Below are 14,176 nucleotides of genomic sequence, written 5' to 3'. Positions count from 1 at the left end.
CTCATTCGTCCTCCGACGGCCCGAGCAGCCCGGCGGCAGTCACCAGGCTCTGGGCAATGTCGCCGATCTTGCGGTTCTGGTTCATCGCCGTCTTGCGCAGCAGCGTGTAGGCGGCCTCTTCGGTCAGGCCGCGCGACTTCATCAGGATGCCCTTGGCACGGTCGATCACCTTGCGGCTCTCAAGCTCCCCTCGAACCTCTTCCAGCTCGCGCGCCATGCGCGAGAAAGCGTTGAAGCGGCTGACCGCCATGTCCAGGATCGGCTTGACGCGCTCTTGCCTGAGGCCGTCGACGACATAGGCCGAAACGCCGGCATCGACCGCCGCTTCGATCGATGCCTGGTCCGATCGGTCGACGAACATGGCGATCGGCCGCTTCACCGCACGCGACAGCTGGAACATGTTTTCCAGCATGTCGCGGTTCGGGTTTTCCAGGTCGATGACGATGACGTCCGGCTCGATCTCGGCGATGCGCCGCACAATGCCGGTCACGTCGTGGATGACGGTGACCCGCTCATGGCCGGCCTCGCGCAAACCTGCCTCGATGATCGCGGCGCGGATACGGTTTTCGTCGATGACCAGGACGGCGAGTGAGCTGCGGACCATGCGTGCATTGTGGGCAAGGTCGCAAAATTGTGCAATGCGGCATGGTCACAGGCTCCCGCCGCGGAGCAACCGACGACCGACAACGACCCGGTCTAGGTGGTCGGGACAAGGAACGCAGCGCAACGCTGGCGCTGGTGATGACAGCCTTGCCGGTCCCCTGGTGCCCTACCCAACGGTCTAGGTGCGATGAGACTTGCACCGCAACATCGGCTTGTTAAAGGTGGGGGCAACGACGGACATAGCTGTCCTTGCTCGCCGATCTGACCGGAAGGTTACCGCACGATGCTGCTCATGAAACGACGATTGGGAGCCAGCAAGCTGGCGCGCCCGGCACGGCGTCTCGGAGGCCTGACGACGATGTTCGTCCTGATAGCCGGGCCACTCGTCCTTGGCATCGCCCTCCTGCTGGCTGGCCCGGCACAGGCGCAGTCACCGGCCGCCGTCGCGCCCGACAAGGTCAAACAGCTGTTCGAGCTTCTCGACGATCCGTCGGTGAAGGCCTGGGTGGCCGAGCAACGAAATCCGGCCGCTGGATCAACGGAAGCGCCTGCCGAGGCTGGCGCTCCGCCGGCCGACGCCGTGGCCGCACCGAGCCAGATGAATACAATGGCATCCTCGACGCTCGATCGGATCAAGCATCACATCGAGAAAATCGTGCGAACCGTGCCCACACTGCCGGGCCAGTTCGCACGCGTCCGGGCCCAGACAATGGACGATATGTCCAGCAAGGGCCCCGTCAGCATATTGGTGCTGATTGCGATCTTTATCGCTGCCGGCCTGGCGCTCACCTGGGCAATATACAAGCTCACCCGTCCATTTCGTCTTTGGATCATCGCGCAACCCAGAGATACGCCCATCGGGCGGGCCAAGAAGATCGGCGGCCGCACGCTTTATTCCAGCATGATGATCGGCTCGTTCGCGCTGGGCAGCGCCGGTGCGTTCATGCTGTTCGACTGGCCAGCGCTCATCCGCGAGATTGTGCTGACATTTCTGATGGCTGCGGTCTTTACGTGGGCTGTGCGCCTATACGTGATGGCCACGCTCGTCCCTTCTTTCATGGAGGTCGAGCACGCCATCGAGGTTCGTGCCCTGCCGATCACCAACGGAGCTGCTGACCATTGGGCTTATTGGCTGCCCCGGATCGTCGGCGTTTTCGCCTTCTTCGCCGCCGCGTTTGTCCTCTTGCCGGGTCTCGGCATAGACCAGGACGGAATGATGGTCCTGTCCGTCGGCGCCGATTTCATCCTGCTGTTGCTCTTCCTGCTGGCCATTTGGCGTCGGCCAAGGACGCAGCGAGACGGCGCGCGCCACAGCGGTCACACGGCAGTGACATGGTTGTTGACGGCTTATTTCGTCGTTCTGTTCCTCGAACGCATTGCCGGCCTCTACACATTCTTCTGGTTTACCTTCACCGCATTCTTCCTGCCTTTGGCAATTGTGCTGACAGAGCGCGGGGTTAATTTCGTCCTGCGGCCCGGTTCGGAAGATGCGGGCCGGCCGACGATCCCGGCGGTGACGATCGCTGTCATCGATCGCGGTATCCGGATGATTTTCATCCTCGCGGCGGCTTACCTTCTCGCACGCGTACTGGGCCTGGACATGCAATCCATGCGCGGCAGCGATACGACCACCATGCTCATATTGCGCGGCTTGATCAACGTCGTGGTCATTGCCCTTGCTGCCGATTTCGGCTGGTCGATCATCAAAGCCTTGATCGAACGAAAGCTGGGCGTCGCGATACCGCAAGCCGTGATGGGCGAGGAGGACATCCTCACCCTCGATCCGCATCAGGCGCGGCTGCACACGCTGTTGCCGATCATTCAGAACATTCTGCTCGCGGTGATCATCGTGATGGCGGTGCTGATGATGCTCGCTTCGATCGGAATCCAGATCGGCCCGCTGATCGCCGGCGCCGGCGTCGTCGGCGTCGCCGTGGGTTTTGGCGCGCAAACCATCGTCAAGGACGTGATCTCTGGCGTGTTTTATCTGCTCGACGATGCTTTCCGTGTCGGCGAATACATTTCATCGGGCAGCTACAGGGGTACGGTGGAGAGCTTTTCGCTGCGCTCGGTGAAGCTGCGCCACCATCGTGGTCCGCTGTTCACGATACCTTTCGGTGAACTCGGCGCCGTGCAGAACCAGAGCCGTGACTGGGTCACCGACAAATTCAACATCACCGTTGGCTATGACACCGATATCGACTTTGCTCGCAAACTGATCAAGCGAATTGGCCTGGAACTGGCCGAAGATCCGGAGTTCAAACACTGGGTGATCGAACCGATCAAGATGCAGGGCGTGCAGGAGTTCGGCGAGTACGGCATCGTCTTGAGGGTCAAGGTTACGACCAGACCTGGAGGCGCCTTCAGCATGAAAGGCAGGTTCTTTTTGCGCCTCCGCCAGGCCTTCAAGGAGCAGGGCATCGAGCTCCCATTCCCGACCGTTCACGTCCAGGGGCTGCAAGACCCGCATGGGACAGAGAATGCGCCTTTGGAGATCACACCCGAATTACGAATGGCCGTCGCCCAGTCGCACACCAATCGGCGCAGAAAAAAAGCGAGCACAACGGAGTAGGACGCCGTGATACCGGCCGGCCGCAACACGGCTTTCCGCGCAAAACCAGGACCCACGACACCACGCTAGTCGGAACTGCCGATAGCGGTGACGCGATCGCCGCCAACCAGCACCAGCGTGGCGTTTCTGAGGCCAAGCTTGACGAAAAGAGCAGATACGCTGGCCTTTCCGCAAGGCTCAGAGCGCAATCCAGGCGGTCTTGAGGTCGACAAATTTCTCCAGCGCATGCAGCGACTTGTCACGGCCGAAACCGGACTGTTTGACGCCGCCAAGCGGCACGGTGATATCGGCTCCGCCATAGGTGTTGACGTGGACGACACCGGCGTTGATGGCGCGCACCATGCGATGGGCCGTGGAAAGATTGGCGGTCCACACCGCCGAGGCAAGTCCGTAGACAGTGGAGTTGGCGAGATGCACCGCCTCCTCCTCGGTCTCGAAGCGCATCACGCCGAGCACCGGTCCGAACACCTCCTCGCGCGCCAACTGCATCTCTTGCGTCACGTTCTCGAAGATCGTCGGCGCCATGTAGCTGCCGCCAGTCTCGGTCAGTATCCGTTCGCCACCGGCGACGAGACGGGCGCCTTCGGCTTGCGCCATGGCGACGAAGCCGAGATTCTTGTCCAGCTGTTCGGCGCTCGATACCGCACCGATATCGCTGGCGAGATCGAGCGGGTCGCCGACCTTGAGCCGCGTGGTTGCCGAGACAAGTTCGTCCATGAAAAGATCATAGACCGACGACTGGACGAGCAGACGCGAGCCCGCCACGCAGACCTGGCCTGAATTGCGGAAGATGCCGTTGGCCGAGACGACCGCCGCCTGCTTCAGGTCCGGAGCGTCGGCAAAGACGATGTTGGGCGACTTGCCGCCAAGCTCGAGGAAGACCCGCTTCAAATTGGAACGGGCGGAGTATTCGAGCAGCCGCCGGCCGACCGGCCCCGATCCGGTAAAGGCGATGGCGTCGACATCCATGTGGAGGCCAAGCGCTTCGCCGGCGACAGCACCATGCCCGGTAACGACGTTGAACACGCCTTCGGGAAGTCCAGCCTCGCTTGCGAGTTCGGCCAGCCGCAGCAAGGTCAGCGAGGCGATCTCCGGCGGCTTGACGACGACGCTGTTGCCGGTGGCCAGTGCGGGCGCAATCTTCCAGGCGCCGATCATCAGCGGGAAGTTCCACGGCACGATGACGCCGACGACACCGAGTGGCTCCCTGTGGATCAGCCCGAGCACATTGTCGGCCGTCGGCGCGATCTCGCCATAGACCTTGTCGATCGCCTCGGCGTAGTAGCGGATGGTGCCGGCCGCCGACAGCGGCTCGGCCTTGTAGGCCATGCCGATCTCGGTGCCGTTGTCGCGCACGCCAAGCACGGCCAGCTCATCGACATGTTTTTCGATCAGCTCGGCAAATTTCGTCAGCACCTTCTTGCGAAAGGCAGGGGCGGCGCGCGACCATGAACCCTTCTCGAATGCTTTTCGCGCCGATCGGACCGCGCGATCGATGTCGGCGGCATTGCCGTCAGCGATGCTGGCAAAAGGGCGGCCGTCGATCGGCGAAATCACCGCCAGCGTCGCGCCGCTCGTCGCTGCAGCCTGTACGCCGTCGATAAACAAGCCCCGCTCGCCGATCTCCGTCTTGCGCAGCGCGTCGATGGCATTCTGGCTGATCATTGGTGGCGGACTCCCAGGGAAACATACAACGTGGTTGGCGCGCGGAATTCCCAGCCGCGAAACACCGGCACCTTGCCTGGCACCAGGCTGACATCGGGGAAGCGCAGGAGCAGCAGCCTTAACGCAAGGCACATCTGCTCGCGCGCGAAAAACCGGCCCGAACAGAAATGATGACCAAAGCCGAAGGCGGCATGATTGCCTTCCCTGCGGTTGATGTCGAAGCGGTCTGGATCGGCAAAGCGGCTCTCGTCGCGGCTTGCCGAGGAGACAAGTGCAGCGACCGCGGCGCCGGCAGGGATGGTTACGCCGCCAAGCTCGACCGCCTGCGTCGTCTGCCGCGTCTGGGTTCCGATCGGCGCCACCCAGCGCAAGCCTTCATCGACAGCCCTGGGCACAAAGGTCTCGGGATCGGCGAGCACCTGCCGCAATTGTTCGGGATGCGCAAGCAGGCCGGCGAGGATCGAACCGGCACCATGTCCGGGCTCCTGCATGCCGCCAAGCAGAATGACCTTGATGCTCGGCATCAAGAAATCGATCGGCCGCGTCGTGCCTTCCGGCATGCCGTCATGCAGCATATGCGACAGCGCCGAGCCGTCGGGGGCGCGCGCCAGTCTATCCAGAGTCGGCCGGATGGCTGCGCCGACCTCGGCGCTGATCGCGTCGGCGATCTCTTGCCGCTTCGGGTCGTTCTCGAAATTGATGGCGCCCTGCGCAAGGCCATAGAACCAGCGGCGCAGCGTCGGCATGTCGATGTCGGCAAGGCCAAGCGAGCGCGCCAGGCTGAGCGTCGACACCGGCTCGAAATAATCCGCCATCAGCTCGGCGGAGCCTTGTTCGGCGATCCGGTCGAGAAAAGGTTCGGCAATCGACCGTACGAGATCGCCGGCATAGGCGGCGACGGTGCGCGGCCGGTATTTCGGATCGACGCCTTGGCGCAGCTGTCTATGCGTTTCGCCGTCGGTGGTCAGGATGGTCGGCTTGCCGAACGAGCGTTCGACCGGAGACGTACCGACGACGGCGGAGAAGATGTCGGGTGACTTTGCGACGGTCTCGACGTCCTTCCAGCGGGTGACGAACCAGAGATTGACCGCCGGCACGAAAGCGACAGGCGCACTGCGCCGCAGTTCCGCATAGATCGGATACGGATCGGCTTCCAGCGCCTCAACGGTGATGCTCTCGGCAAAGCTCAACGCCGTTACTCCCTTGCGATGGAAAGGGGCGGCGCCGAACGCGCTACCCCCTTGTCCTTTGTCCTAGTCCTTCAGCGGCACGCCGAGATTTTCGAAGGCAACCGGATCCCGGCTCTTCAACGCACCGGCAAGCAGCAGGCCGACCACCGCGGCAATCAGCACCAGCCCCGGCAGCAACACGCCAAGGAAGCCACCGGCCCCGGACAGGCCACCGAAATTAATGACGATCAGGTAGATGATGACGACGAAAGCGATGAAGGCCAGCCCAGGCAGGATGGTGGTCTTCAGCGCATTCTCCTGCGTCGACGGGTTGGCGCGGAAGTACATCACCACGGCGAGCGAGGCCACCGCCATCATGACGATGACTCCCAGCGTCGCGACATTGGTCAGCCAGGAAAACAGCGCCAGAACCGGATCGAGGCCGAGTATCGCGAACAGTCCGATGACGATCGCTGCCAACACGCTCTGGATGACGGAAGCGACATGCGGGCTCTGGTGCACTGAATGCGTCACGCCGATCGCTTCAGGCAACAGCTTCTCGCGGCCCGAGACGTAGATGTAGCGGGCAACCGCGTTGTGGAACGCCAGCACGCCGGCAAACAGGCTCGACACGAACAGGATGCCCATGGCGTGCGACAGCATGGTTCCGGCGTAGCGGTCGGACAGGCCGAACAGGAAAGTCGTCGGATCCTGAAGCGCCTGCAGTGCGGGCAACAATTTGTCGACGCCGGCGCCGACCGCCATCAGCCAGGCCGTGACCATGTAGAAGACGCCGATCAGCAACACTGAGAAATAGGTGGCGCGCGGAATCGTCACCTTGGGGTCGCGGGCTTCCTCGGCGTAGATCGTCGTCGCCTCAAAACCAATGAAGGCGGCGAAACAGAACAGGATGGCGATGGCGGGCGAGCCGCTGACGATCTGGCTCCAGCTGAACGGCGCCGCCGAGAGACCACTGTCGCCACCGGTCTTGAGGATGGCGAGGTCTAGCACCAGCACAACGATGTATTCGCACAACACCAGCACCGTCAGGATCTTGGCCGACAGGTCGACCTGGCGGTAGCCCAATACCGCGACGATGGCGACGGCGATGAAGCTCCACACCCACCAGGGCAGGTCGATGTCCCAGCCGGCGAACAGGCCGGCGGTCGCGGCCCCCAGCAGGCCCATGACCCCGATCTGCATGGCGTTGTAGGACAGGATCGCGATGATTGCGGTTGCGCCGCCGGCAAAACCGCCCAGCCCGCGCGCGGCATAGGCATAGAAGGCGCCGGCATTGCCGACATGGCGCGACATGGCGACATAGCCGACCGCAAACAGCAGCAGCAACACGGTCACGATAAGATAGGTGCCGGCAAAGCCCGCCCCATTGCCCATAAGCATGCCGAGCGGCGTGCCGCCGGCAACCGCGGTGAGCGGCGCCGCCGCCGAAATCACCATGAAGGTGATAGCGCCGACGCCAAGACTGTTCTTGCGCAGCCTGTTGGGGGGCGCCTGTTCCGAAACTGCTGACATTTGTCCCTCCAGTCTTACGAACCCCTGGGTTCGCGGCCGCTCGGCCTGTTCCCTGAATGCCATCGGTTCATTATTTGAACCCTTATTTTGAATATAGACTTGCAAAGAATGCCGATGCCTGTCAAGTTAATTCACACATTAAGTTTCTATCCGAGCGGGAGGCTGGATGGGTGCGGTCGGCAAGGCGATTTCACTTCTGGAACTGTTCACGGTGGACGAGCCCGAGCTCGGACTTTCCGATCTCGGGCGGCGGTGCGCCTTCGACAAGGCGACGACGCGGCGGCTGCTGATGGCGCGGGGCGGCCATGGCTTCGTCGAGCAGGATGCCGGCACGCGGCACTATCGCCTCGGCGCCGGCCTGTCGCGGCTGGCGCGTATCCGCGAAGCCTGCTTCCCGTTCCTGCAAACGGCAATTCCCGTGGCGCAGGATTTGGCGGGTTCGACAACCGAGACGGTGCATCTGTCGGAATTCGGCGTCGACAGGCTGATCACCGTCCATGTCGAGCATTCAAGCTGGGCAAACCGGGTGAACATCGATGTCGGCCAGCTTCTGCCGCTGCATTCCACCGCCTCCGGCATCGCCTATCTCGCCTTCGCCGACAACGCGACCGTGAAAGCATGCCTGACAGGTTCGCTTGAGGCCTTCACCGATCATACCCTCGTCGAGCCGGCCGCCATTTCAAAGTCGATCGGCGAGGCGCGCGACCGCGGCTATTCGATCTGCGACCAGGGCCATGAGGACGGCGTGATCGGCGTCGCGGCTGCAATCGGCGCCGCCAACGGACTTGCGCTGGGGACAATTGCGGTGGCAGCCCCGAAGGCCAGGACGACACCGGCTGCGATCGTGGAACGAGGGCTTGCGGTTGTGACCGCGGCACGGGAGATTTCGATGCGCCTCAATGGCGAAAACCTGCAAACCCTGAGGAGGCAGGCCTGATGTCTGCAGATATGGCGACGCCCCGCATCCTGGTCATCGGCACGGGCGACACCAAGACCGACGAACTGCTGTTCATGAAAGCGTGTATCGAGGCATCCGGTGGCCGCGCCGTGATGATGGACGTCAGCGTGCTGGGCGACCCCGCCTATAGTCCCGATCACGACAAGCATGCCGTTGCGCGGGCCGCTGGTGTGACGATGGCCGAAATCGTCTCGAGCGGCGATGAAAACACCGCCATGACATTGATGGCCGTCGGCGCCGTTCAGCTCGTGCGCCAGCTTCATCAGCGCGGCGACATCGACGCCTTCATCGCCATCGGCGGTTCGATGGGAACCGATTTGGCGCTCGATGTCGCGCTGTGCCTGCCGCTCGGCGTGCCGAAATTCGTCGTCTCGACCATCGCCTACTCGCATCTCATTCCGCCCGAGCGTGTCGCGCCCGACCTGATGATGATCCTGTGGGCAGGCGGGCTCTACGGCCTCAACACCATCTGCAAGCTGGTCCTTTCCCAGGCCTGCGGCGCGGTGGTCGGTGCGGCGAAGATCGTGCTTGCATCCCGTGCTTCGGCCCCGGCGGTCGGACCGACGATCGGCATGACTTCGCTGGGCAGCAGTTGCCTGCGCTATATGAAGACGCTGAAGCCGGCGTTGGAGCGGCGCGGCTATGATGTCGCGGTCTTTCACACCACCGGGATGGGGGGCCGGGCCTTCGAATCGATCGCCAGCCAGGACCATTTCTGCGCGGTGTTCGACTTCAGCCTGCAGGAGATCACCAATCATCTTGCCGGTTCGGTCGTCAGCTCCGGCGCCGACCGGCTCGAGAATGCCGGCGCCCGCGGCATTCCGCAGATCGCAGCCCCTGGCGCCGTAGACATGGTCGATTTGCCGACCTGGCAGGCGCTGCCGACAAAGTTCGCGCAGCGGCCATTCCATGCTCATAACAGGTTGATCGGCTCGATCACCGTCGATGCCGCCGACCGCCGTGAAGTCGCCAGGACCATCGCCGCCAAGCTCGGTGCGTCGAAGGGGCGCTCCGCTTTCATCCTGCCCTCCGGCGGCATCCAGGAATGGGATGCGCAGGGCGAGCCGCTGTACGAACCCGAAGCCCTCGCGGCGTTCACCGATGAGATGCGCAAGGCCATTCCCGCCGGCGTCGAGTTCCACGAGATCGACGCCCACATCAACAGCGACGAGTTCGTCGGCAAGGCGCTCGAAATCTTCGACCGCTGGGTCGAGGAAGGCATCATCCCGCGCGGCATGCCGGCCAAGGGAGTGGCTGCGTGAGCGCTGTTCCTGCCCAGGCGCTCGTCCTCGATTTCGGCGGCGTCGTCACCCGGACCCTTTTCGAAACCCATGCCTTGACCGAACAGGCGCTCGGCCTCGCGCCGGGAACGCTGCAATGGCACGGGCCGTTCGACCCGGATTCAGATCCGCTGTGGCGCTCCATGCAGGCCAACGAGATCAGCGAGCGCGATTATTGGCGCACCCGCACCAGCGAAGTCGGCCGGCTCGTCGGCGAGGACTGGGAGGCAATGGAGACATTCGTCCAGCGCGCACGCGGAGCCGAGCCGGAAAAGATCGTGCGGCCCGAAGCCGTCCGCGCCATCCGGACCGTGCATGCGGCGGGATTTCGCCTGGCGATCCTGTCCAACGAGCTAGATCTGTTCTATGGCGCCGGCTTCCGTCAGCGGCTGCCGCTGCTCGAGCTGTTCGACACCATCGTCGACGCCACCTATACCCGCATCCTCAAGCCCGATCCGCGCGCCTATGCCTTGGTGACCGAGGCGCTTGGCCTGCCTGCCCGCGCCTGTGTGTTCGTTGACGACCAGCAGCGCAATGTCGATGGCGGCCGTGCCGCCGGCATGCGCACCGTTCATTTCGACGTCGCGCGGCCGGCACTTTCCTATGCCGAGGCCCTCGGCCATTTCGACCTCATCTCCTGAGACATTTGCGGAGCCTTGCGATGCGCGACATCAATTTCCTCACCGAGAAAAACGCCAAGCCGATCTGGCATCCGATGGCACACCCGGCCGAGATGCGGGCCAACCCGCCAAAGGTGATCATGAAAGGCGAAGGCGTGATGGTCACCGACATCGACGGCAACACCGTGCTCGATGCGGTTGGCGGACTGTGGAACGTCAATCTCGGCTACTCCTGCGACCCGATCAAGAAGGCCATCGCCGACCAGCTCAGCGCCCTGCCCTACTATTCCGGGTTTCGCGGCACGTCGACCGGCCCGTCGATCGAGCTCGCTTACGAACTCAGCGAATGGTTCGAACCGGAAGGCATGGTGCGGACCTTCTTCACCTCGGGCGGCTCGGATTCGGTCGAAACCGCACTGCGGCTCGCCCGCCAATACTGGAAGATCCGCGGCCAGGGCGACCGGACAAAATTCCTCGCGCTGAAGAAGGGCTATCACGGCACCCATTTCGGTGGCGCGTCAGTCAACGGCAACGCCAATTTCCGCCGCAACTATGAGCCGCTTATGCCCGGCGTCTTCCACATTCCCGCACCCTGGACCTTCCGCAATCCGTTCGATGAGACCGATCCGGCGCGGCTGGCCAAACTGTGCGCCAAAGCGCTGGAGGATGAGATCGCCTTCCAGGGCGGCGACACCATTGCCGCCTTCATCATGGAGCCGGTTCTCGGCGCCGGCGGCGTCATCGTTCCGCATGACAGCTTCATGCCGCTGGTGCGCGAGGTATGCGACCGCCACGGAATCCTGCTGATCGCCGACGAGGTGGTCACGGGCTTCGGTCGCACCGGCGCCTGGTCGGGTTCGCGGCTGTCCGGCGTGAAGCCGGATTTCATGACCATCGCCAAGGCGATCACCTCGGGCTATTTCCCGCTCGGCGCCACCTTGATCGGCGCCAAGGTCGCCGACGTCTTCGAGGCCGACAAGACCAGCTTCGGGGCGATCGGTCATGGCTATACCTATTCCGGCCATCCTGTCGGCTGCGCGGCAGGGCTGGCTGCACTTGCCGAGACCAAACGGCTTCGCCTGGACGAGAACGCAGCCGCGCGCGGCATCGAGCTGGCGGCGACGCTGGAGGGGCTAAAAGCCAAGCACGCGATCGTCGGCGACATCAGGTACAAGGGCCTGATGGCTGCGCTAGAGCTGGTCTCCGATCGCACGACGAAAAAGCCGGTGGACAAGAAGACCATGGCCGTGGTTTCGGAAGCCACTTATGACGCCGGCGTCATGCTGCGCGTGTCCGGCAACAACATCATCCTGTCGCCGCCGCTGATCATCGGCGCCGCCGACGTGGCAAAGATCGGCGAGGCCATCGATGCAGGTCTGTCGAGGGCCTGATGGACCCGCTGACGCAATGGAGTTTGGTACGCAATGACCCAATCTGAGAAGAACCCGAGCGAGGAAGCGCTCGTCAAGCGGCGTGCCCGCCTGCTCGGCGCGAAATCGCAATTGTTCTACGACGAGCCCGTGCACCTGGTGCGCGGCGAAGGCGTCTGGCTCTACGATGCCGACGGCCGCAAGTATCTCGATGCCTACAACAACGTCGCCCATGTCGGCCATTGCCACCCGCATGTGGTCGAGGCCTTGTGCCGTCAGGCAAGCCTGCTCAACACCCACACACGCTATCTGCACACCGCAATTCTCGACTATGTCGAGCGGCTGACGGCGACCTTCAATGCAAGCCTCGCCACCGCAATCCTGACCTGCACCGGCAGCGAGGCCAACGACATCGCGCTGCGCATGGCGCAGGCCGCCTCCGGCAATATGGGCATCATCGCCACCGACGCCACCTATCATGGCAACACGACGGCGGTTTCGCAGCTGAGCACGCGCATGCCTCCGATCCGCGGCCGCGCCCCCCATGTCAGGCTGGTGCCGGCCCCCGACAGCTATCGCCATCCCGATGCGATGGCCAATGGCAAGGCCTTTGGCGACGCCGTGCTTCAAGCGATCGCCTCGCTGGCACAGGATGGCATTGGCCTGTCTGGCATCATCTTGTGTCCGCTGCTCGCCAATGAAGGTTTCCCGGCTCTGCCCACCGGATTTTTCGACGACGCCTTGGGGGCCGTGCGCGAAGCCGGTGGTCTGGTCATCGCCGACGAAGTGCAGCCCGGCTTCGGCCGCACCGGCAGCCATTTCTGGGGCCATCAGCGCGCCGGCTTCGTCCCCGACATCGTCACCATGGGCAAGCCGATGGGCAATGGCCATCCGATCGCGGCCGTGGTCACCACCAAGGAGATACTGGCGACCTTCCGCGACGCTTTCCGCTACTTCAACACCTTTGGCGGCAACCCGGTCTCCTGCGCAGTCGCCAATGCCGTCCTCGACGTCATCGAACAGGAAAACCTTGTCGCCAACGCGAAATACGTCGGCGCCTATGCGCTTGGCCTGCTGCGCCCGCTGGCCGATCGGCATGAGTGCATCGGCGAGGTCAGGGGGGCCGGACTGTTCTTCGGCGCCGAGCTGGTCCACGACCGCGACACGCGCGAACCGGCGCCCGACATTGCCGAGCAGGTCGCCAATCGCATGCGCCATCGCGGCGTGCTGATGGGCAAGACCGGCATCCACGGCAATGTGCTCAAGATCCGCCCGCCCATGCCGTTCTCGCGCGACAATGCCGAGTTCCTGATCGGCCTGCTGGACGAGGTGCTGGGCCAAGTCGGCGGAGTGCCGGCGTGAATTCTGTTTCCACCCAATCCGAGCCCGAAACGGCAGCCGATGTCACGGAGCTCGCCAGGCGTGCGCTCGAACATTGGGGCGTCCGCAACTCTGAGCCGGAACTTCTGAAGCACCGCGAGAACGCCGTCTTCCGCGTGCGGCTGCCGGATGGCCAGCCGGCAGCCATGCGCATCCACCGGCTCGGCTACCACACGGACGCCGCGCTGCGTTCGGAACTGCAATGGATGGGCTTCCTGCAATCCGCCGGCGTCGCCACGCCGTCTTGCGTCGCAACACAGGCCGGCGATCCGTTCGTGCTTGTCAGAATGGCCACCTCGGCGCAGCCCCGGCAGGCCGATTGCCTGAGCTGGCTGGAGGGCCGCGCCGTGGGCGCACGCGGCGTGCCACTGGTCTACACGGCCGACCAGTCGGTCCAGATCTTCACGGCGATCGGGCGGACCATTGCCCATATGCACAATGTCACTGCCTCCTGGACGCCGCCCGCGGGCTTCGCGCGCCATGCCTGGGACTTCGACGGCTTCTTCGGGGCGAACCCGGTCTGGGGCCGGTTCGAGACCTCGCCCTTTCTCGATGGTCCTCGCCGCGCGCTGGTCTTGCAGGCGCGCGACAACGCAGTGAAGGCGCTGTCGGAACATGAGCGCAGCGCGCGCAATTTCGGCATCATCCACGCCGATCTGGTGCGCGAGAACGTGCTCATCCATGACCGTGCCGTACGCATCATCGACTTCGACGATTGCGGCCATGGCTGGCACATGTACGACCTTGCCGTCGCCCTCTACCAGAACCGCGAGGAGGCGATCTACCCGCTGATCGAAACCGCTTTGCTTGACGGCTACCAGCAAGAGCGTGCGCTGACCCCGCAGGACATCGCCGCATTGCCTCTATTCGCCGCCTTGCGTGCCTTCGCGTTCCTTGGCTGGGTGCAAAGCCGCGTCGAAGGCGACATCACCAGGGATGTCGGCTTGCGCATGTCGACCATCGCAGCCGATGTGGTGATTGACTACCTGCGCGGTGAACAGCCCAACTGACGAGCCGATGAGAGCC

The 14,176-nt window shown here is 63.6% G+C and carries 11 protein-coding genes; 7 read left to right on the top strand and 4 right to left on the bottom strand.

Going from position 1 to position 14,176, the window contains the following annotated elements; all coding sequences use genetic code 11:
• Position 1: 1 nt before the first annotated feature.
• A complete protein-coding gene (locus tag NLY36_RS24010) occupies positions 2–604 on the bottom strand; it encodes an ANTAR domain-containing response regulator (RefSeq protein ID WP_023735680.1) in 603 nt (200 codons plus the stop codon).
• Between the two features lie 282 nt (positions 605–886).
• Between NLY36_RS24010 and NLY36_RS24005 the strand changes: the two genes are divergently transcribed.
• Positions 887–3,175 (top strand): mechanosensitive ion channel family protein, encoded by a 2,289-nt coding sequence (locus NLY36_RS24005; RefSeq protein ID WP_245260222.1) that lies wholly within the window; start codon positions 887–889, stop codon positions 3,173–3,175.
• Between the two features lie 177 nt (positions 3,176–3,352).
• On the opposite strand, the gene NLY36_RS24000 is transcribed toward NLY36_RS24005, so the two are convergent.
• From NLY36_RS24000 to NLY36_RS23990, 3 genes are all read right to left on the bottom strand, one after another.
• Positions 3,353–4,840, bottom strand: a complete 1,488-nt coding sequence (locus NLY36_RS24000; RefSeq protein WP_023692260.1) for an aldehyde dehydrogenase — start codon at positions 4,838–4,840, stop codon at positions 3,353–3,355.
• Entirely contained in the window at positions 4,837–6,030 is a 1,194-nt protein-coding gene (locus NLY36_RS23995) for a cytochrome P450 (RefSeq protein WP_023735682.1), read from the bottom strand. Before NLY36_RS23995 ends, NLY36_RS24000 begins: the two co-directional genes overlap by 4 nt.
• Positions 6,031–6,093: 63 nt before the next feature.
• Entirely contained in the window at positions 6,094–7,542 is a 1,449-nt protein-coding gene (locus NLY36_RS23990; RefSeq protein WP_023695214.1) for an APC family permease, read from the bottom strand.
• A gap of 166 nt (positions 7,543–7,708) precedes the next feature.
• Between NLY36_RS23990 and NLY36_RS23985 the strand changes: the two genes are divergently transcribed.
• The 6 genes from NLY36_RS23985 to NLY36_RS23960 are packed head-to-tail and all read left to right on the top strand — an operon-like array spanning position 7,709 to position 14,160.
• Positions 7,709–8,479, top strand: coding sequence for an IclR family transcriptional regulator (locus NLY36_RS23985; RefSeq protein ID WP_023735683.1), 771 nt, complete (start codon positions 7,709–7,711; stop codon positions 8,477–8,479).
• On the top strand, positions 8,479–9,762 hold the full coding sequence (locus NLY36_RS23980) for a Tm-1-like ATP-binding domain-containing protein (RefSeq protein WP_023735684.1): 1,284 nt from the start codon (positions 8,479–8,481) through the stop codon (positions 9,760–9,762). Before NLY36_RS23985 ends, NLY36_RS23980 begins: the two co-directional genes overlap by 1 nt.
• The gene (locus NLY36_RS23975) at positions 9,759–10,421 is read left to right on the top strand and encodes an HAD family hydrolase (protein WP_023695210.1); all 663 of its coding nucleotides are present in this window, start codon (positions 9,759–9,761) and stop codon (positions 10,419–10,421) included. The genes NLY36_RS23980 and NLY36_RS23975 overlap by 4 nt, the downstream gene beginning before the upstream one ends.
• Positions 10,422–10,441: 20 nt before the next feature.
• The gene (locus tag NLY36_RS23970) at positions 10,442–11,791 is read left to right on the top strand and encodes an aminotransferase class III-fold pyridoxal phosphate-dependent enzyme (protein ID WP_023735685.1); all 1,350 of its coding nucleotides are present in this window, start codon (positions 10,442–10,444) and stop codon (positions 11,789–11,791) included.
• 33 nt (positions 11,792–11,824) lie between these two features.
• On the top strand, positions 11,825–13,132 hold the full coding sequence (locus tag NLY36_RS23965; RefSeq protein WP_023695208.1) for an aminotransferase class III-fold pyridoxal phosphate-dependent enzyme: 1,308 nt from the start codon (positions 11,825–11,827) through the stop codon (positions 13,130–13,132).
• A complete protein-coding gene (locus NLY36_RS23960) occupies positions 13,129–14,160 on the top strand; it encodes a phosphotransferase enzyme family protein (protein ID WP_023695207.1) in 1,032 nt (343 codons plus the stop codon). Before NLY36_RS23965 ends, NLY36_RS23960 begins: the two co-directional genes overlap by 4 nt.
• Positions 14,161–14,176: the final 16 nt, after the last annotated feature.

Origin of the sequence: Mesorhizobium sp. C399B, from assembly GCF_030323185.1 — a bacterium.
In the GTDB taxonomy this organism is placed as follows: domain Bacteria; phylum Pseudomonadota; class Alphaproteobacteria; order Rhizobiales; family Rhizobiaceae; genus Mesorhizobium.
The sequence above is the reverse complement of the archived record's forward strand: the minus strand, read 5'-3'. Positions and strand labels throughout refer to the sequence as shown.